Origin of the sequence: Hymenobacter sp. APR13 (assembly GCF_000737515.1) — a bacterium.
Lineage (GTDB): Bacteria > Bacteroidota > Bacteroidia > Cytophagales > Hymenobacteraceae > Hymenobacter.
Map to the genome: position 1 here is coordinate 4,138,216 of NZ_CP006587.1, position 18,663 is coordinate 4,156,878.

The window sequence follows — 18,663 nt, forward strand, 5'->3', positions numbered from 1 at the left end:
TTTAGTGACACCAATATGCCCGGAACCGCAGCGGGCTATTAAATATATAAAATAATGAACTTAATATATATTTTATTGAACTTAAAAGAGAACAAGCAGGCCGCTTTTATCAACAGCTCAAAAGGCGGGAACTTAGTTTAACTTTGTAAAGTGCCTGTTTAGTAAGGCTATATACAGCCGTTGGCGGCGGGCGGCCCCGAAAACCATGGTTTTCGGGGCCGCCCGCCGCCAACGGGTATCTGGGCTATTATTGGTTGTGGCCTAATACTGCCCCACCGACAGCATCACCAGGGTGCAGGCTTCTTCGGTCTGGATGCCGCGCTGCTGGGCCAGGCGCTCCAGCTCAGGGTTTTCGGTACCGGGGTTGAAGATGATGCGCTTGGGCTGCAGGTCCAGGATGTAGTCGTACCAGGCGGGCTGGTTCTGGGGGCCGACGTAGAGCGTCACGGTGTCCACGGCTTCGGCCTGCGGACGGTCGGTTTGGATGTCGAGGCCGCCCACCTGGCCTTTGCGGATGCCAACGGGCACCACTTCGTGGCCGTGGCGCTGCAGCCGGTGCACGGCTTGGTAGGAGTAGCGGGCCGGGTTATCGGAAGCACCAAGAACGAGGGTCTTTTTCATGGGAGAGGGGAAGTGCGGAGGAAATGAAAGCGGCCAGGCGACGTAATGGGCAAGCCAGTGACGAAGGCCCGGACTCTTGAAAAAACAACAGGCGCGCCACCTAAACGGACCGCCCACTGCTTTAAACGGTTATTTCGCACCAATGGCTGCCAGCGCCGCTTCGGCGCACCGCTCGCCGTCCATGGCCGCCGACACGATGCCGCCGGCGTAGCCCGCGCCTTCGCCGCACGGAAACAGGCCGCGCACCTCGGGGTGCTCCAGCGTGTCCCGGTCGCGGGGGATGCGGACGGGCGAGGAGGTGCGGCTTTCCACGCCCACAATCTGGGCGGCGTTGGTGGCGTAGCCCGGAATCTTGCGCCCGAAATCCTGGAAGCCCTGCCGCAGCCGCTCGGCCAGGCCCGCGCCCAGCACGTCGTCCATGGCTACGGGCACCAGGCCGGGCTGGTAGCTGGTTTCGAGCAGCTCCGCCGACAGTTTGCCTTTCAGGAAGTCGCCGAGGCGCTGGGCGGGGGCGCGCTGGGTGTTGCCGGCCACCTGGCAGGCGCGCTGCTCAATCTGCTGCTGCAGGCGCAGGCCGGCCAGGGCGCCGTACTGGCGCACGTCCATGTCTTCCAGCTCCACGGCCGCCACAATGCCGGAGTTGGCGAAGCGCGAGTCGCGGCGGCTGGGGCTCATGCCGTTCACCACCACCTCGCCGGGCGCCGTGGCCGCCGGCACAATGAAGCCGCCCGGGCACATGCAGAACGAAAACACGCCCCGCTGCCGGCCCTGCCACTGGGTCTGGTGCACCAGCGAGTAGGAGGCGGCTGGCAGCTCGCCCCGCTCACTGAGGCGGTACTGGGCCCGGTCAATCAGCTCCTGCTGGTGCTCCACGCGCACGCCCAGCGCAAACGGTTTGGCCTCGATGAGCACGCCGCGGCGGTGCAGCAGCTCGTAGATGTCGCGGGCCGAGTGGCCGGTGGCCAGAATCACGGCGTCGGCTTCCAGGGCTTCGCCGGTGGCCGTCACCACGCCGCGCAGGCGGTGGTGGTCCAGCACCAGGTCGTCTACCCGCGTATCGAAGCGCACCTCGCCGCCGGCGGCCAGCACACTGTCGCGCAGGGCCGCCACCACCGAGGGCAGCTTGTTGGTACCGATGTGGGGGTGGGCATCCACCAGAATGTCGGGGGTGGCGCCGTGCTGCACCAGGCAGCGAAGAATCCGGCCCACGTCGCCGCGCTTGGTGGCGCGGGTGTAGAGCTTGCCGTCGGAGTAGGTGCCGGCGCCGCCTTCCCCGAAGCAGTAGTTGGAATCGGGGTTGACGACGTGCTCCTTGTTGAGAGCGGCCAAGTCGCGGCGGCGGGTGCGCACGTCTTTGCCGCGCTCCAGCACAATCGGCTTCAGCCCCAGCTCAATGCAGCGCAGCGCCGCAAACAGGCCGGCCGGACCGGCGCCCACAATCAGCACCGTGCGCCGGGCCTGGCTGACATCGGGATACTGAAACCAGGGCCCAAACAGGCTGGGCGGCGGCGGCGTCTGGTAGATGTCGGCGCGCAGGCGCACCTGGGGGCTGCGGCCGCGCGCATCAATGGAGCGCTTGCGCAAATGCACGAAATCGGCCTGGCCGGGCTGCAGGCCGGCGGCGTGCAGCAGGGCCTCGTAGCGGGCAAACTCGTCGTAGGCTACGGCCGGCGGCAGCAGCACTTCAATCTCACGGAAGGGAGCAGACATGAAACAGGGGAAAGGTGGTTATCCTTTTATCCTTTAAGCCAAAGCCTATACAGGGCTGCAAAGGTACGCAGCGGCGCGGGTCCGCACCGGCCCAAAACGCAGCCGCCCCTCCGGCAGCTACCAGAGGGGCGGGCGCAACACAGGGCAGGACAAAATCAGGCGTTGTCCGACTGTTTGGGCATTTGGTTCTGCAGTGGCTTGCGGGGCCAAAACTTCTCCATAGCCTGGTTGAAGGCCTGCAGCGTCTGGGCCCGCACTTCGCCGGAATTGTGGCGCAGCAGCTGGCCCAGCATGTGGCGGTACATTTCGGTGGTGGTTTCCAGGCCTTTCGCGCTTACCAGGCCGTGGTGCAGCAGGTCGGAGTTGGCGGCCACGGAGTTCGACATCGATTCGGTGAGGTCTTCACGGGCTTGGTCGGCATCTTTAAATGATTGTTCCAATCGGGCGGTGATGTTATCATTCTGCTGCTGATCCATTGCCAAGAGAAGAAGTCGGGTTGCGGTTAGCTGCCCAAACCCCTGGCAGACGCCTAAAAGTTCAGACAAGGAGAATTGTAAAGTAGGGGAAACGGTAATTTTTCGCCGTGGGTTATAAGTTCCGGGAAGGTTTGCAAGACGACCGGACTGATTGCCGGAATCTTACACGGCGGCGGGCAGGATGCGCACCGGCCGCTTGTCGTGGTCGATGGCCACAAACGTGAACAGGCCCGAAACAGCCTTCACGCGCTCCTCGGAGTACATCTGCTCCACAAACAGCTCCACCCGCACCTTCAGGCTGGTGTTGCCTACGTGCTCGACGTTGCCAATCAGCTCCACGAGTGTGCCGCCGGGAATGGGGTGGGTGAAATCGACCTTGTCGGACGAGACGGTGACCATCTTGAGGCGCGAAAAGCGGGTGGCCGTGATGAAGGCCACTTCGTCCATCAGGTGCAGCGTGGTGCCCCCGAACAGGGTGTCGTAGTGGTTGGTGGTGTTAGGGAAAACGGCTTTGAAGATGCGCGTTTCGGCGGCGGCAATTTTGGCGGCAAGGTCCATGACAGTGGAGAAAGAGGGGAATAAGGAAGGAAACGAAGCCTGCCTGTCCGATTCCGCGAAACCCGCCCTGCGCTACGGTGTGCTACCGGCCACCCACACGCCGCCCCGGCCCGGCCGGCCGCAGCCGCCCGCCCGCCCGATGGCAGCGTACAAACACCCGATAAGACCCTTTTTCGCGAAGGCAGCCTCATCAATGCAGCGGAAGGCAGGTCTCCTGACTTGTCCCGTTTTCCCCGTCCTTCTCAGCCGGCATGGGCGCCGGCCAATGGACTTCAGGTGGAGAAAACTGCGCGGGACTTACAGTAGCGCGTCTGTCCGGGATTCGCACCCGGTTCCCTATTAATCCCGGTATTACCCCGGAACCTTCCGCCGTCTGACTGGAAATCGACCAGTGCACAGCGGGGCGAAGGTAGGGGAAGGGCCGGAATGTAGCGTGGGCGCGGGCGTGCTACACGCCGACACATGCTACTTTGCGATATGCAAACTTCTTTCGCGCCGGGCGGCCGCAGCATGGCCTCCCGCATCCGCTCCATCTTCAGCGGCTCCGTCGGCAACCTCGTGGAGTGGTACGACTGGTACGTGTACTCGGCGTTTGCCCTGTACTTCGCGCCCTCGTTTTTTCCGGAAGGCAGCCAGACGGCGCAGCTGCTCAACACGGCCGCCATCTTTGCGGTGGGCTTTCTGATGCGGCCGCTGGGCGGCTGGCTGCTGGGCCTGTACGCCGACCGCGCCGGGCGCAAGGCCGCCCTGATGGCTTCGGTGCTGCTCATGTGCGGCGGCTCGCTGCTGATTGCCCTCACGCCCACCTACGCCCAGATTGGGGTGGCGGCGCCGGTGCTGCTGGTGCTGGCGCGGCTGCTGCAGGGGCTGAGCGTGGGCGGCGAGTACGGCACCTCGGCCACCTACCTGAGCGAAATGGCCGACCAGCGCAACCGGGGCTTCTTTTCCAGCTTTCAGTACGTGACCCTGATTGCGGGGCAGCTGCTGGCGCTGCTGGTGCAGCTGGGGTTGCAGCAGGTGCTGAGCGCCGCCGAGCTGCAGGCCTGGGGCTGGCGCGTGCCGTTCGGGATTGGGGCCGCCGCGGCGGTGGTGGCGCTGTATCTGCGGCGCACCATGGAAGAAACCGACGCCTTCACGCACCAGACCCCTGCCGAAAGCGCCGGCGCCGCGCCGCCGCCCGGCAAGCTCCAACTGCTGCTGCGCTACCCGCGCGAAGTGCTGATGGTGGTGGGCCTCACGCTGGGCGGCACCGTGGTGTTTTACACCTTTACCACCTACACCCAGAAGTTTCTGGTGAACACCGCCAGCTTCAGCAAGGGCCAGGCCACGCTCGTCTCGTTTGGGGCGCTGGGCGTGGCCATGCTGCTGCAGCCGCTGCTGGGGGCGCTGTCGGATAGGGTGGGGCGGCGGCCGGTGCTGCTGTTTTTTGGGGTGGGCGCCACACTGGGCACTGTGCCCCTGATGACAGCACTGGGCGCGGCCGCCAGCCTCGGCGCAGCGTTCGGGCTGCTGGTGCTGGCCCTGGCTGTGGTGAGCGGCTACACCTCCATCAACGCCGTGGTGAAGGCCGAGCTGTTCCCGACTGAAATCCGGGCGCTGGGTGTGGGGCTGCCGTATGCTCTCACGGTGGCTATTTTCGGCGGCACGGCCGAGTACGTGGCGCTGCTGGCCAAAAGCCAGGGCGTGGAAAGCTGGTTTTACTGGTACGTGACGGCCTGCGCGGCCATTTCGCTGGTGGTGTACCTGCGCATGCCCGACACCCGCGACACCTCGCGCCTGAATTCGGCGGCCAACTAACCTTTTCGGGCAGGGACGGTTCTGAGGTGCCGCGCAACGTTGCGGCCGGAATTGCTACTTTTCTCCCACACTCACCTTTTCCCGTTTCTCATGAAAAAAATTCTCACCCTGCTGTTCGTGTTCTGCGGCCTGCTGCTGGCCGGCCAGACTATGGCCCAGGGCAAAATGCCCGAAGACAAAAGCAAGCGCCCCAGCCCGCCGGCCACCGTTACGGGCCCCAACTTCACCATCGACTACAGCCGCCCTTCGCTGAAAGGCCGCAAAGCCTTCGGGGGCCTGGAGCCCTACGGCAAAGTGTGGCGCACCGGCGCCAACGAGGCCACTACCTTCACTGCCACCAAAGCCGTGAAAATCAACGGTAAGGCGCTGGCTGCCGGCACCTACGCCCTGTTCACCATTCCCGGCGAGCAGGAGTGGACCATCATCTTCAACAAAACCGCCAAGCAGTGGGGCGCCTACGAGTACAAGCAGGCCGACGACGCCCTGCGCGTGCAGGCCAAGCCCACCAAAACCGCCGCTCCTGTGGAGCAGTTCACCATTTCGGCCGACAAAGCCGGCGTGGTAACGCTGATGTGGGACAACACGCAGGTGGCCTTCACGGTGAAGTAACTTCTTCATCAGGCTAGCTGCCGAACGCAAACCGGCCGCCGTTTCTGCTTTTCAAGGCAGAGGCGGCGGCCGGTTTATGTTCGGCAGTAGTGTAAAGCTATGGGCAAACCGCTTTCATGGAGCGCCGTGCCTGGCGGATTTGATCTGGCTCCAAGCCCCAGCGAAGGGCTTCATGCCAAGCGGCGCAGGCCCCGGGCCGGTCGCCTGCTTCTTGCTTGGATTGGGCCATGAACATATAGTAGCTGCCTTTTTCACGTGGCGCTACCAGCTGTAGGCCACGCTGCCAGTCGGCGTTAGCTGCCGCAGAGTCTTTGGCGGCTAAGTGCGCAAGCGCACGGTTAGAGTAAGCTGCCAGGTAGTGCGGATTGATTTGAACCGCCTGCGAATAGTCGTCCACGGCCATATCGTAGTGCTTCTGTTTGTAGCGCAGCCAGCCCCGGTTCAGGTAAGAAACCGAATCGTGTGGGTCTAATACCACGGCTCGGCTAAGGTAAACATTGGCCCGGGCTGTGTCCTGCTCCATATACCAATAGCCAAGCTTCTTGTTGGCAAAAGCATTATCGGCGTCTTGCTGCACTATTTGATGGTAGAGAGCAATAGCACCCCCATAGTCCCGCTTTGCTTCCTTGCCCATTGCCAGGCTGCCGTAGTAACGCACGATTCCTTTGTGGTCGATATCGTGCCGTTGGCCTAGCTCCACATAGTGTTCGGCCTGCTCAAGCTGTCCTTGCTGGCGCAGGTACGCGCTGAAGCCATAATACACGTCGGCGGCTGTGGAATCGAGCAGCCACGCCTGATTGAACCGCTTGATGGCCGTCGGTGCGTGACCGGTGGCCAGGTAGTGCCAGCCAAAGTTGACGTGGGCCTGCATAGCGGCCTGCGGACTGCCATATTTCGCCAACGACACGGCTACAAACTGCTCGTCGGCGGCCAGCTGCTCCGGAGTTTTGCGCAAGCCACCATAGCGTGGCAGCTCGTTGATGCGGTTGTCGGCGCGCAACGCATCGGTCTGGGCGTAGCGGCCAGTTTGGGCCGCGCCGGTTTGCGCCCAGCCGGTAACCGACAATAGGCTAAACACCAGAGTAATAAGTAGTGTTATAATTCGCATCGTAGCGCGGTAAATGTAAGTCAGGAAGACGTGGAGCGCTGTGTAAGTGCACTACCGAATCTGAAACTTGACGGGCACTTCCATCAGGGCGGCTACCGGCTGGCCGGCCAGCATGCCAGGCAGCCACTCAGCGGGCAGCTGCTGCACAGCCTCCAAAGCCTCCTCGTCGCAGCCCAAGCCGATGCCCGATTTCACGCGGTGCCCGCTGGCGCGGCCCTGCTCATCCACCAGAAACTCAATCACTACCTCGCCGCCGGTGCGGTTGCGCAACGCCTGCGGCGGATACTGCACGCTGGTTGCTACCGCCTGGTTCATGACCTGCTGGCCTCCGATATAGAGCGGTGGCCGGTCGAGAGTAACCTGGCGGGAGTTAGTGCCCTCCACAATGGTGTATTGCTTCCGTTGGTCGGCGGGCCGGATGCGGGCAAATTCCAGGATGCGGGTGGAGTGGTTGTAGCGCTGCTCCAGGGTGTCGCCGAAAGCATAGTAGCTCCAGACGCCGGTTTTCTGGTCGTTGCGGTACTGCCCGGTGCCCTGGAGCCGGCCGTTCCAGCCGTATTCCACCCAGGTGCTGTCGCGCTGCCCTTGCTTGTAAAAGCCTGCCAGAACAGGCATGGTACGTGGCCCCGTTCGTTCTTTAAGGTAAGGCCCGTGCTTGACTTTTTTGTCTTCTTGGAGCACATAGTAGGTTTCGTGGCTCCAGGGATTAGTCTGCTTTACCACCACTTTGGTGGTCTTTTGGGCAGTGGCCGCCAGCGGCAGCAGTGCGGCGGCCAGCAATAAGGTGTTGCGCATGATTATGTAAGTAGGGGATGAGGCAATGATTTAGAAAGAGGATGGCCGCTACGAGCTACTCAATCGTCAGCTGATAGACCACGAAATGCCGGATGCCGAACTTCTTGAACCACTCGGCGGGTGGCACTTTGCTCTGAGCTAGGTCGCAGTAGTACAGAAAGCCGTCCTTGACGTAGGGCAGCGTGTATACCAGCAGCGGAAACTTCCGGCCTACCGGCACGGTGGCTTTCTGCTTTTTGTAGGCCTGAATGTCGGCACGCAGACTGTAATCGGCGGCTACGGCGCCGGGCAATGGCTGAAACTGCTGCCGCTTGCCGATGGTGGGGAAGAAAAACCGCACCTCCAGCCGCGTGTCGGTGGCGGCGCGGGCGTAGACGTTGAACGCCACGCGGCCGGCCGAGTCCAGCTGAAACCGGTTCCGGTCTTTGCCCAGCAGGTCCTGCTCCGGCTGCGCCACGCCCTCCCGGAACTCCTGGTAGGTGAGGTGCAGCACCCGTCCGGCCAGCCGCGGGTCGGAGAGCTCGAAATGTTGCTTTTCCACGCCCAGCACACTGCCCATTTCTTTGGCCTCGGAGTTGGCATAGCCTTCCTGGTTGGTCAGGAGCGTGGTGGAGGCTTCGGGCGTCTGGGCGTAGGCCGGGGCCAGGAGCAGCCACAATAAAGCAGTCAGAACGACGCGCATACGGCAATAGTAGAGGGTAGAATAAGACACAATAGAGCCGTGAAAACGCAGCGGGCTGCGCTTTCACGGCTCTAGTATACAACCAATCTGCAATTATGCCCGCTCGGCTTCGCCCAGCACGCTTTCCACCCAGCCTTTGCCCCAGTCTTCGAGCTCCTGCGCGGTCCAGAGCTGGGGGTAGAAGATGCGGCGCTGGAACTTGGGAGGCAGGTACTTCTTCCAGTTGGTGCCGCCGGTGGCGGCCACGGCCGTGGGGTGCCGCTCCAGGTAGCGCACCGCCGACTTGAAGTGCATCAGCGGCCAGTTCACGTTCACGTTGATGTCGAGCTGCTTGAGCTGGCGCAGCAGGCGCGGGTGCTGCTGGTCTTCCAGAGGCAGGCGCTGCACCACGCTCCACACGTTGCGGTGCTGGTAGTGGGCGGCGTGGGCCGTGAGCTGCTGGGTGTACTTCTGCTCGAACTGAATGAGGGTAAGCGCTTTTGCGCCAGTGTCTTCTACGGTGGCGCCGGCCTTCCAGTAGATGCAGCCCATCAGCTCGTCGTGGGCGGCGGCCTCGCCCAGCAGGCGGCGCTTTTCCTTGTCGAGCAGGTTGCTCAGGTCGGTGCTGGCAATTTCGATCATGCGGTACTGCACGCTCTGGAAGCCCGAAGCCGGCATCAGCGACATACGGAACTGCAGAAACTGCTGCTTGTCCATGCCGTCCACCATCACGTCGAACGAGTCTATCAGGTTCTCAAAGTAGCGGTTGATGCGGCCCAGGCGCAGCACCAGCTCCTGCAGCGTAGGCGCCTGCAGCTCCCCGATCTGCTCGTACTCGCAGAGGCAGAGCTTGAAATACAGCTCCGTAATCTGGTGGTACATGATGAAGATGCGCTCATCGGGGATGCGCGTGAGCGGGCGCTGCAAACTCAGCAGCGTGTCCAGGCTGATGTAGTCCCAGTAGTTGACGTAATCGGCGTGGTAGAGGCCTTCGAGGTAGGCGGCCAGGTCCTGGTTGTCGGCGGCATACTTCTGCTGCAGCAGCCGCAGCTGCTCATAAACGGCGGGCGAAAACTCGTCCTCGGGGGTAGGCATGGGCGGGTGGGTGTGGAGGGAAACAGGGTGGGAATCCGGCTACAAGGAACGAAAAAGCCGCCGAAACTGCCGGGTGGGCGGGTGGTGGAGTGGCGTAGTGGTGGGTTGGTGGAGTAGCGCAGTGGTGTGGTAGAACGGCATGCAGAGCCGCTGGCAAAGCATCTTGCGCGCAGACGCTGTGTCACTTGCACAGGACCCGCAGGTACGAAACCGTCGGCATTCGCTTGGCCGGCACCATACAGTCTGCGCGAGGTGGCGAGGCGCGCTGCCGGGCGTTTCAATCCCGCAATGTGGTACCCTTCTAATTTGCCATTCTACAAATCCATCAATCCTTCTACCTTTGGCGCGATATGGCCGAGAAAAGCAGCATCTTCGACATGATTGGGCCGGTGATGATCGGGCCTAGCTCGTCGCACACCGCCGGCGTAGTGCGCATTGCCCGTGCCGCCATCCGCATTCTGGGCAGCGTGCCCACGCATGCCGTCATCACCTTCTACAACTCCTTTGCCCGCACCTACGAGGGCCACGGCTCCGACCGCGCCATCGTGGCGGGCCTGCTGGGCATGGCCACCGACGACGTGCGCATCCGCGAGGCCTTCGACCACGCCAAAGAAGCCGGCCTGCAATACTCGTTTCAGGGTGTCGGCAATGCCTCTACCATGCACCCCAACACCATCCGGCTGCAGCTGCGCGATGAGCGCACGGGTCACGCGGTGGAAGTCATCGGGCAGAGCCGGGGCGGCGGCGTCATCCGGATTGTGGAGGTCGATGGGTTTCCCTCGGACTTCTCGGGCAGCCTGCACACGCTCATCCTCGACGCCGACGACGCCAAGGGCTCCATTGCCTTCATCGCCTCGGTTATTGCCCACGACGACTGCAACATTGCCACCATGCTCGTGTCGCGGAAAGGCAAAAACGACGTGGCCCGCCAGTTCATCGAAATCGACTCCGGCATCAAGGACATCACGCTCGAATACCTGCGCCAGCTCAGCTGGGTGCACCGCGTCACCTACATTCCCACCATTGATTAGGGAGCAGGGATTGGGGATTAGGGAGTAGGCATCAAGCCCAGACCACCAGGCCCCAAGCCCCAGTCCCTAAGCACCAAGCACTACACTTCAGGCCCCAGGCCCTAAGCACTAAACTCGTCTATGAAAACACCTGCTACTCTGCCTCGTACGCTGGCGCTGGCCGGCTCGGCGGCGCTGCTGCTGGCTGCGGCTGGCCCCGGGCTGGCCCAGACTGCGCCGCCGGCCCAGCCCCCGGGCACGGCGCTGGCCCAGGCGCCGGCGGCGGCCGGCACGCCCTTCACGCTGCAGCAGGCCGTGGACTACGCCGTAAAAACAACCTCACCGTGCGCCAGAGCCAGCTCAATGCTGAGCTCAGCGACGTGACGCAGCGGGCCGGCCGCGGGGCGCTGCTGCCCACGGCCAACCTGAGCGGCAGCCAGACCTGGAACTACGGTACCGGCCTCGATCCGCTCACCAACGACTTCGTGAGCCAGACCATCCGGTCCAACAACTTCTCGGCCTTCTCGCAGATTACCCTGTTTGCGGGGTTTCAGCTGCGCAATACGGTCAAGCGCAACGCCCTGGACTATCAGGCTGCGCTGGTCGATATCGAGCAGGCCCGCAACGACTTGTCCTTGAACGTGGCCTCGGTGTACCTGCAGTACGTGCTGGCCGAGGAGCTGATCCGGGCCAACCAGACCCGCGTGAACAGCAGCCAGCAGCAGATTGAGCGCACCCAGAAGCTGCTTAAGGCCGGCGCCGTGGCCGAAAGCCAGCTGCTCGACAGCCGCGCCCAGCTAGCCTCCGACGAGTTGAACGTGGTGACGGCCCAGAACCAGCGCGACATTGCGCGTTTGCAGCTCATTCAGCTCCTCAACCTGGATGCCGCCGGTGCGGCTGCCTTCCGGATTGAAATTGCCCAAGTGCCTGACCCCGACGAAACCGCCAACTTCAACGACGACCCGGCCGCCATCTTCGAGACGGCGCAGGGCGTGATGCCCGAAATCCGGGCCGCCGACCTGCGGGTGCGTTCCAGCCAGCTGGGCATTGATGTGGCCCGCGGCGCCTACCTGCCGCGCCTCACGTTCGGGGCCGGCGTGTTCACCGGTTTCTCGTCGTCAAGGCTGGCGCGCGTGTTCAGCGGCGATTCTACGGCGGCCATTCCTATTCCGGTGGTGCAGTACGTGAACGGCCAGCCGGTACCCACTACGTTTGCGGTGCTGCAGCCACGGCAGGCTATTCCGGAGTTTCTGCCGGCCAAGTTCTCCAACCAGATCAAAGACAACATCGGCCGGCAGCTGCAGTTCAATCTCAACATTCCGATTCTCAACGGCTTCCAGGCCCGCACCAACGTGCAGCGGGCCCAGGTGGCCACCCGCCAGGCCGAGCTGCGCGCCGAGCAGACCCGCCTGACGCTGCGCCAGAACATCCAGCAGGCCGCCGCCGATGCGTTGGCTGCCCAGCGCAAGTTCACCTCGGCTAAGCGCCAGACCGAAGCCCTGACCACGGCCTACCGCAACGCCGAAATTCGCTTCAACAACGGCCTGCTCAACGGCACCGAGTTCAACATCGCCAAAAACAACCTCGCCGCCGCCGAATCGACCATGATTCAGGCCAAGTACGAGTACACGTTCCGCCGCAAGGTGCTGGACTTTTACCAGGGCCGCCCGCTGGCGCTCTAGCTGGTCGCCACGTTTTCAAGTCCTTCAGAATCTAAGACACAACTATGAAAAACAACCGCTTACTCTACATCCTCCTGGCCGTCGTGGTGGTGCTGATTGGGGGCTACGCCATCGGCAAAAAACAGGGCTGGGTGGGCAAGCCGGCCGGTACCGAGGTAACGGCCGCCAAGGCCGGCACCGTCAATATTGTGGAGCAGGTGAGTGCCTCGGGCAAGGTGCAGCCGGAAACGGAAGTGAAAATATCACCCGACGTATCGGGCGAAATCACGGAGCTGTATGTGCAGGAGGGCGACTCGGTGAAGAAAGGCCAGCTGCTGCTGCGCATCCGCCCCGACAACTACCAGGCTTTGGTGAACCAGCAGTCGGCCGTGGTGAATGCCCAGCGCGCCAACGTGGGCCAGACCCAGGCCCGCCTGCAGCAGCTGATTGCCAACGCCAAGCAAACCGAGCTGACCTACCGCCGCAATGCCTCGCTGTTCAAGCAGAAGGTGATTTCGCAGGCTGAGTACGAGGCTGCCAAAGCCGCCTACGACGCCTCGCAGGAAGAGCTGAACAGCGCCCGGGCCGGCATCCGCTCAGCGCAGAGCAGCGTGCAGAGCGCCCAGGCCGGCCTCGACGATGCCCGCCGTAACCTCAACAAAACCACCATCTACGCTCCTGTGAGCGGCACCATCAGCAAGCTTAACGTGGAGAAAGGCGAGCGGGTGGTAGGCACCTCGCAGATGTCGGGCACCGAAATCATGCGCATCGCCAACCTCAACTCCATGGAGGTGCGGGTGAACGTCAATGAAAACGACATCATCAACGTGCATCTCGGCGACTCGGTGGTGGTGGAAGTGGACTCGTATGCCAGCAAGGACGAGAAGTTCCGCGGCCTCGTGACCAGCATTGCCAACACCGCCAAAGATGCCCTCACGGCCGAAGCCGTGACGGAGTTTGAGGTGCGCATCCGGCTCTTGCCCGACTCGTACCGCCACCTGCTGCGCACCGTCAACGGCCGCACGGTGGTGCCGTTCCGCCCCGGCATGACGGCTTCCGTCGACATCATCACCGACCGCAAAACCGGCGTGCTGAGCGTGCCGCTGGCCGCCGTCACGACCCGCTCCGACAGTGCCATGACGGCCGCCGCCGATGCGGCTGGCAGCGCCGGCCCCCGCGTGCGGGTGGGCGGCGTAGGCGGGCGCGGCAAAAGTGGGGCTACTGAGGCCGCCAGCGCCAAGAAAACCACCGACGTGCAGGAAGTGGTATTCGTCATCCGCGACGGCCAGGCGATGATTACGCCCGTGAAAACCGGCATCAGCGACTTCCAGAACATCGAAATCCTGAGCGGCCTGAAAGCCGGCGACGAAGTGGTGAGTGGGCCGTTCCGGGCCGTGGCCAAAACCCTTAAGCCCGGCGAGCGTGTGGTGGTGAAGGACGCCAAAAGCCTCAACAAGGAAGCGCTGAAAGAAGGCCCTGAGGAAGCCAAATAGCCGCGAAACCGTATTTCGGGAGGAGCGGGGCCTAGTGGGCACTATTTGTTGTCCGCTGTCCGCCAACCTCCTAAAGCAGCCAGGCCCCTGTCGTTCGCGCGGCAGGGGCTTGTTTGTAAAGGAAACTTCGCACTTTTGAGGACAGGCAACCGTAAGGCCCCAATGGCGGCCCACGCCCAACCGGCTACGCTGCCCCACAGCAGGCCCAGCACCTGTTGCCTGTCACGATTCCCCTCATCACCACATCACCTGTTACCTAGTTGGAAAAAATAGCCATGCTCGGCGGCGGCTCCTGGGCCACTGCCCTCACCAAGATTCTGGCCGAAAACGGGTCCCGGGTGGGCTGGTGGCTGCGCTCCAAAGACGACGTGCAGCACCTGCGCACCACGCGCCACAACCCGCGCTACCTCTCCTCCGTGGCCCACGACCTCACGCGGGTGTTCCCCTCCACGGACCTGCAGGAGGTGGTAGCCGAGGCCGACTGGCTGGTGCTGGGCGTGCCGGCCGCCTTCGTGCAGGGCGTGCTCGACAAGCTGGACCGCGACTCGCTGAAGAACAAGCGCGTCATTTCGGCCATTAAGGGCATGATTCCGGGCAAGAACGTGCTGGTGACCGACTACGTGGCCGAGCGGTTTCGGCTGGCACCTACACGCCTGGGCGTGGTGGCGGGCCCGTGCCACGCCGAGGAAGTGGCCTTAGAAAAGCAGAGCTACCTCACCATTGGCTCGCCCGACCCCACGCTGGCCGAGGACTTCTGCCGCCTGCTGCGCAACCGCTACGTGAAGGCCAACCCCGCCCAGGACCTCGACGGCATCGAATACTTTGCTGTCATGAAAAACATCATTGCCCTGACCAGCGGCATTGCCCACGGCCTCGGCTACGGCGACAATTTCCAGGCGGTGCTAGTCAGCAACGCGGTGCAGGAGATGCGCCGCTTCGTGCACGCCCTCAACCCCACGCCCCGCGACCTGTCGGGCTCGGCCTACCTCGGCGACCTGCTCGTGACGGCCTACTCGCAGTTTTCGCGCAACCGTACCTTCGGCAACATGGTGGGCCGCGGCTACTCGGTGAAGTCGGCGCAGATGGAGATGAACATGGTGGCCGAGGGCTACTACGCCGTGAAAAGCATCTACGAAATAAATAAGCGCCTGCAGGTGCCCATGCCCATCACCTCGGCCGCCTACCACATTCTCTACGAGAAGATTTCGCCGGCCGTGGAAATCGAGCTGCTGAAGGAGAAGTTTCGGTAGGCGTCAACTTAACCTTCACGGCGACCAGTTATGGTATAGGTAAGCAAAAGGCTGATCGTCTAAGCCGTAAAGCTCTATGCTATGGCGAAGTTGGGCGTTAGATAGAGCCGCAGAAGTCAATTGGCATACCTGTAGTAAATCGGCCTTCGATTCTGCTTCTCCACGTAACAGAAACTCACATTTGGCTATCTGTTCAAAAGAAATGCGAGCCTCTTTTGGAGTCGTCAGTAGGAGGTATTCTTCACGTTCTTAATGGCTGGAGCTTCTTATTCGCGCCAAAACGCCGTTTCCTTCGCATATCTGCCGTAGTGCTGGAAAGTTCAGATTGCAGAGAAGCTAGCCATATGCCAGAAAACAGTCATTCATAAGCTCAAGTTAAAGACCCCAAATTGTATGAGCACCTGGGACTACCACAACTTCGACAACGACGCCGCCGCTGACCTCGGCGAGAGTTTCCGCGAAACGCCCAACGAGGCCGCGCTCTACGAGGCGCTGGCCACAGCAGCCGAGGAAGAAGGCTATCTGGAACTGGACGAAGCCAGCGAAGCGCTGGCCGCAGCCGAAATCGTGGCTGCCATCCTGGGCAAGCCCGCCGCCGACTTCCCGCCCGGCCTGCTTCCCGCCGTCGCCCACCTCGAGGCCGCCGACAGCGAAGACCTGCGCGAGCTGGCCGAAGACGCCGTAGCAGCCGTGCTGAAGAACTCGGAGCTGCAGGAAAAGTGGGCCGAGTCGGAGGACTACGCCAGCTGGCAGCAGCTGCAGCAGGACCTGCTGGCCCGCCTCCACGACGAGGACGGCGAAGCCGACGACGACGAAGCGTAGCGGCGAATGAATTGGCTTCTGCTGGCGGCCTGCGCCGCCGTGTGCATGGCGCTCTACAACCTGCTCATCAAGGCCTCGGCCGGGCAGGTGCACGAAATGGTGGGCGCTGTGGTGCTGCAGGTGGTGGCCGCCCTAGTGGGCGCGGGCCTGCTGCTGGTGCTGTACCTGCGCGGTGCCCTGCCGCCGGTGCTGGCCACCCCCGCGGCCTCACGCTGGCAGCGCTGGCCGGCGTGGGCATTGGCCTGGCCGAGATTCTGACATTTGCGGTGTACAGCCGCGGCGCGCCGGCCTCGGTTGGTACACCGCTGATCGTGGGCGGCTCGGTGCTGCTGACGGCCCTGCTGGGCGTGCTGGTGCTGCGCGAGGCGCTGGGCTGGCCCCAGGCGCTGGGCATGCTGCTCATTGTGGGCGGTATTGCGCTGCTGGCCCGCGGACATTAGGCGGCTCGGGGGGAGCAGCGTGCAGTATATAGGCCGCCCGTGCCGGATGATTGTTCGCAATAGTCTGGTGCGGGCGGCCGGTTTGTTATGGCGTTGTGGCTCGCCTGTAAATCACCACATATCTGTCCTGATAGGCTGGGGTGTAGAATGGCGGCTGAGTCCAGGCAGGAGAGTTTTTGGCGTCGCGTTCCAGCACCACAAAGTCGTAGGTCTGGTGCGGGTCGGCGCGGGTGACGAGTGCCGGCGGATGGCTTTGCTGCAGGGCGTAGTGGTGCATGAACAGCTCGTGCTGCGGCGAGGCCAGAAACACCCGCCGCGCCCCGTGGCCAACCAGCCACCGGTACGAAGCCTGCATGAGCTGCGCCTGGCGGTGCTCTGCCCGCCATGGCGGCAGCTGCCGCCGGAACTGGTACCCCTCGTAGCCGCCAATCAGCAGCAGAAACAGCGCCAGTTGCCAGCGAGTAGGCACCCGCAGCCAGTTGAGCAGCGCAGTAGCCGCTACGCCTGCCAGAATACTGCCGAAGCAGGCCACAAACAGCAACACCCGGGCCGGGGTAAGCACCTGCTGCAAGGCCATCAGCAGAAGCGGCACGGCCAGCAGCAGGCTACCTAGGGCCAGCAGGGGGCGTTGGCGTGGCACCCATTTCCACAGCAGCGGCCACGCTGCTAGCAGGCCGGCCGCTCCTAGCAAGCCAAGGCGGCCATTGCCAGCCAGCATGTCTGCCAGCCCGCGCAGGTGGCCGGCGTAGCGGGGCCAGAATACGGCGTTGCTCAGAGGCTCTACGTAGCGGTTGCCCAGCAGCCGCGGCAGCCCTGACACCGCTATGACCGGCGTGTACAGCAGGCTAGTAGCAGCTACAACGCTGGCACCCGCCAGGGCCAGCCTGCCCACTGCTTGCCACTGCTGCTGCCCGCCAAAGCGCAGCAGCAAGCCCAGGCCAAGGGCCGTCAGCGGATAAACAAACGTCGGGATGGTGTACAATCCTAGGATGCTGCCACCTACAAAGACCACCCAGGCCAGCCGCTGGCGCAGCGGGCGACGCCACAGCGCCATAGCCGCAAAAAACACCGCCAGCAGCAACACCAGCTGCAGAAAGTAACCCCGGCCCGCCACTGCGTAGTACAGCCCCAGCGGCGTGAAGCTGAAGAACCCCGTGCTGAGCGTGGCAGCCCGAAAGCCCATCTGGCGCGTTAGGAGCAGGTAGCAGGCGCTGGTGCCGGCGGTGGCAAGCAGCAGCGTCGGCAGCCGCATTACCACGCGCAGATCGGCACTCAGCCAGCTCAGCGGCCAGCATACAAAGTTGAACAGCAGGTGGTTGTTGGGAATAGGGTAGAAGCTGCTGATGGCCACCGGCCCCTCGTGAATGAAGTAGTCGAACGACGCAGCCTCGTCGGTGCTGATGGGGTAATAAACCAGGTACCACAACCGCACAAGCAGCAACACCAGTAGCAAGCTTCCAAATACAACCTGTTGCCCCCGCCCCAGTTGCTGCCAGGTGCGGCGCAGGCTTGCACCGAGTAGCCGGGCTTCGTGGCGTAGCTGCCGGGCTTCGCGGTGCAGCAGTTCTGGTTCCCGGCGGCGCAGCAGCCACAGGCCCCCCATGCTGAGCAGGATGGTGGCCAGCAGACCCCCACGCAAAGCCAGGTAGCGCGCTGGCGTCAGGGCCAGCCGCAGGTGCCGGTAGCTGCCTTCGTGGTACGTCACGTGGCCCAGTGCCTGCACTTTGGCGTAAGCAGTCGGTCCGAAAATCAGCAGCAGCCCCATGCTGCTGGCCAGTAAACACAGGAGCCCGACTGCCAGCAGGGCGCGGAACGGAACAGGTGCGAAAGCGCGCATGTGCGGGAATGAAGGCAGCCGAATAATAGGGCGTGGGAGGAGCTATTCAGCCAGCAGGCTGGTACCCGTCAGGCGCGTGAGTTCCTCCCAAACGCGGTGCACCGGCAGACCCATCACGTTGAAGTAGGAACCCTCCAGCCGGGTCACGGCCACCATGCCAATCCAGTCCTGGGCCCCGTAGGCACCAGCTTTATCCAGTGGTTGATACTGCCGGACGTAGTGCTCTATTTCCGAGAGAGATAATTCACGAAAAGTCACCCGTGTCTGGTCGGAGAAAACCACCTGCCGGCCGTCGCCGCCGAGCAGGCAGACGCCGGTGAAGACGTCGTGGGTGCGGCCCTGCAGGCGCTGCAGCATCCGGATGGCTTCGGCTTCGTCGGCGGGCTTGTTGAGTACGTCCTCGTCGAGGCAGACGATGGTATCGGCGGTGAGCACCACCTCATCGGGGGCCAGGCCGGCGCGGTAGGCGGCGGCTTTGTGGGCGGCCAGGTACTCGGCCACTTCGGTGCGGCGCAGGTGGTCCGGAAACGACTCGTCCACTTCCTGCAAACGCACGGTATAGGCCAGGCCCAGGTCGGAGAGCAGCTGCCGGCGCCGCGGCGAGTTAGAGGCCAGGATAAGCTTCATAGGAGGGTTGGTGGAGTGATGGGTTGGAGGGTTGTTGGGTTGGTGTTAATGGGATGGAGTTTTTGCGAGGGGATTTTTACCTGACTGAGTATT

General features: G+C 63.0%; 20 protein-coding genes and 1 riboswitch. Of the genes, 10 read left to right on the plus strand and 10 right to left on the minus strand.

Annotated elements, in window-relative coordinates:
- Positions 1-261 precede the first annotated feature (261 nt).
- From N008_RS17235 to N008_RS17250, 4 genes are all read right to left on the minus strand, one after another.
- Positions 262-621: a CoA-binding protein gene (locus N008_RS17235; RefSeq protein ID WP_044017616.1), complete on the minus strand. Its 360-nt coding sequence runs from the start codon at positions 619-621 to the stop codon at positions 262-264.
- Between the two features lie 129 nt (positions 622-750).
- Positions 751-2,331, minus strand: coding sequence for an NAD(P)/FAD-dependent oxidoreductase (locus N008_RS17240; RefSeq protein ID WP_044017617.1), 1,581 nt, complete (start codon positions 2,329-2,331; stop codon positions 751-753).
- A 155-nt stretch (positions 2,332-2,486) separates the two neighbouring features.
- Positions 2,487-2,807, minus strand: coding sequence for a hypothetical protein (locus N008_RS17245; protein WP_044017618.1), 321 nt, complete (start codon positions 2,805-2,807; stop codon positions 2,487-2,489).
- 162 nt (positions 2,808-2,969) lie between these two features.
- The gene (locus N008_RS17250; RefSeq protein WP_044017619.1) at positions 2,970-3,365 is read right to left on the minus strand and encodes an acyl-CoA thioesterase; all 396 of its coding nucleotides are present in this window, start codon (positions 3,363-3,365) and stop codon (positions 2,970-2,972) included.
- A gap of 186 nt (positions 3,366-3,551) precedes the next feature.
- Positions 3,552-3,747, minus strand: a riboswitch (cobalamin riboswitch).
- Between the two features lie 128 nt (positions 3,748-3,875).
- Between N008_RS17250 and N008_RS17255 the strand changes: the two genes are divergently transcribed.
- Together N008_RS17255 and N008_RS17260 are read left to right on the plus strand one after the other, a co-directional pair.
- The gene (locus N008_RS17255) at positions 3,876-5,162 is read left to right on the plus strand and encodes an MFS transporter (RefSeq protein ID WP_410471204.1); all 1,287 of its coding nucleotides are present in this window, start codon (positions 3,876-3,878) and stop codon (positions 5,160-5,162) included.
- Between the two features lie 90 nt (positions 5,163-5,252).
- Positions 5,253-5,771, plus strand: coding sequence for a DUF2911 domain-containing protein (locus tag N008_RS17260; protein ID WP_044017621.1), 519 nt, complete (start codon positions 5,253-5,255; stop codon positions 5,769-5,771).
- Positions 5,772-5,868: 97 nt separating this feature from the next.
- Here N008_RS17260 and N008_RS17265 read toward each other — a convergent pair whose 3' ends face one another.
- From N008_RS17265 to N008_RS17280, 4 genes are all read right to left on the minus strand, one after another.
- Positions 5,869-6,879 (minus strand): tetratricopeptide repeat protein, encoded by a 1,011-nt coding sequence (locus N008_RS17265; RefSeq protein WP_081910865.1) that lies wholly within the window; start codon positions 6,877-6,879, stop codon positions 5,869-5,871.
- A gap of 51 nt (positions 6,880-6,930) precedes the next feature.
- A complete protein-coding gene (locus N008_RS17270; RefSeq protein ID WP_044017623.1) occupies positions 6,931-7,674 on the minus strand; it encodes an energy transducer TonB in 744 nt (247 codons plus the stop codon).
- A gap of 55 nt (positions 7,675-7,729) precedes the next feature.
- The gene (locus tag N008_RS17275) at positions 7,730-8,356 is read right to left on the minus strand and encodes a hypothetical protein (protein WP_156109374.1); all 627 of its coding nucleotides are present in this window, start codon (positions 8,354-8,356) and stop codon (positions 7,730-7,732) included.
- 93 nt (positions 8,357-8,449) lie between these two features.
- Positions 8,450-9,430 (minus strand): tryptophan 2,3-dioxygenase family protein, encoded by a 981-nt coding sequence (locus tag N008_RS17280; RefSeq protein ID WP_044017625.1) that lies wholly within the window; start codon positions 9,428-9,430, stop codon positions 8,450-8,452.
- Between the two features lie 350 nt (positions 9,431-9,780).
- Here N008_RS17280 and sdaAB point away from each other — a divergent pair, with 350 nt between their 5' ends.
- The 8 genes from sdaAB (at position 9,781) to N008_RS23635 (ending at position 16,106) form a co-directional block, all read left to right on the plus strand.
- The gene (gene sdaAB, locus N008_RS17285; RefSeq protein WP_044017626.1) at positions 9,781-10,461 is read left to right on the plus strand and encodes an L-serine ammonia-lyase, iron-sulfur-dependent subunit beta; all 681 of its coding nucleotides are present in this window, start codon (positions 9,781-9,783) and stop codon (positions 10,459-10,461) included.
- Between the two features lie 120 nt (positions 10,462-10,581).
- Positions 10,582-10,824 (plus strand): hypothetical protein, encoded by a 243-nt coding sequence (locus N008_RS21845; protein WP_052381680.1) that lies wholly within the window; start codon positions 10,582-10,584, stop codon positions 10,822-10,824.
- Positions 10,785-12,122 (plus strand): TolC family protein, encoded by a 1,338-nt coding sequence (locus N008_RS17290; protein ID WP_071884561.1) that lies wholly within the window; start codon positions 10,785-10,787, stop codon positions 12,120-12,122. The genes N008_RS21845 and N008_RS17290 overlap by 40 nt, the downstream gene beginning before the upstream one ends.
- A gap of 44 nt (positions 12,123-12,166) precedes the next feature.
- A complete protein-coding gene (locus N008_RS17295) occupies positions 12,167-13,594 on the plus strand; it encodes an efflux RND transporter periplasmic adaptor subunit (protein ID WP_044017627.1) in 1,428 nt (475 codons plus the stop codon).
- 260 nt (positions 13,595-13,854) lie between these two features.
- Positions 13,855-14,844 (plus strand): NAD(P)H-dependent glycerol-3-phosphate dehydrogenase, encoded by a 990-nt coding sequence (locus N008_RS17300; protein ID WP_044017628.1) that lies wholly within the window; start codon positions 13,855-13,857, stop codon positions 14,842-14,844.
- Between the two features lie 393 nt (positions 14,845-15,237).
- Positions 15,238-15,666, plus strand: coding sequence for a DUF4259 domain-containing protein (locus N008_RS17305; RefSeq protein WP_052381682.1), 429 nt, complete (start codon positions 15,238-15,240; stop codon positions 15,664-15,666).
- A 6-nt stretch (positions 15,667-15,672) separates the two neighbouring features.
- Entirely contained in the window at positions 15,673-15,924 is a 252-nt protein-coding gene (locus tag N008_RS23630) for a hypothetical protein (protein ID WP_052381683.1), read from the plus strand.
- Complete coding sequence (locus tag N008_RS23635; RefSeq protein WP_052381684.1) at positions 15,897-16,106, plus strand: hypothetical protein; 210 nt, start codon at positions 15,897-15,899, stop codon at positions 16,104-16,106. Before N008_RS23630 ends, N008_RS23635 begins: the two co-directional genes overlap by 28 nt.
- A gap of 85 nt (positions 16,107-16,191) precedes the next feature.
- Here N008_RS23635 and N008_RS17315 read toward each other — a convergent pair whose 3' ends face one another.
- Both N008_RS17315 and N008_RS17320 read right to left on the minus strand, forming a co-directional pair.
- A complete protein-coding gene (locus N008_RS17315; RefSeq protein ID WP_156109375.1) occupies positions 16,192-17,943 on the minus strand; it encodes a hypothetical protein in 1,752 nt (583 codons plus the stop codon).
- A 42-nt stretch (positions 17,944-17,985) separates the two neighbouring features.
- Positions 17,986-18,570 carry a Maf family nucleotide pyrophosphatase gene (locus N008_RS17320; protein ID WP_044017630.1) on the minus strand — a complete coding sequence of 195 codons (585 nt, stop codon included), beginning with the start codon at positions 18,568-18,570 and terminating at the stop codon, positions 17,986-17,988.
- Positions 18,571-18,663 lie beyond the last annotated feature (93 nt).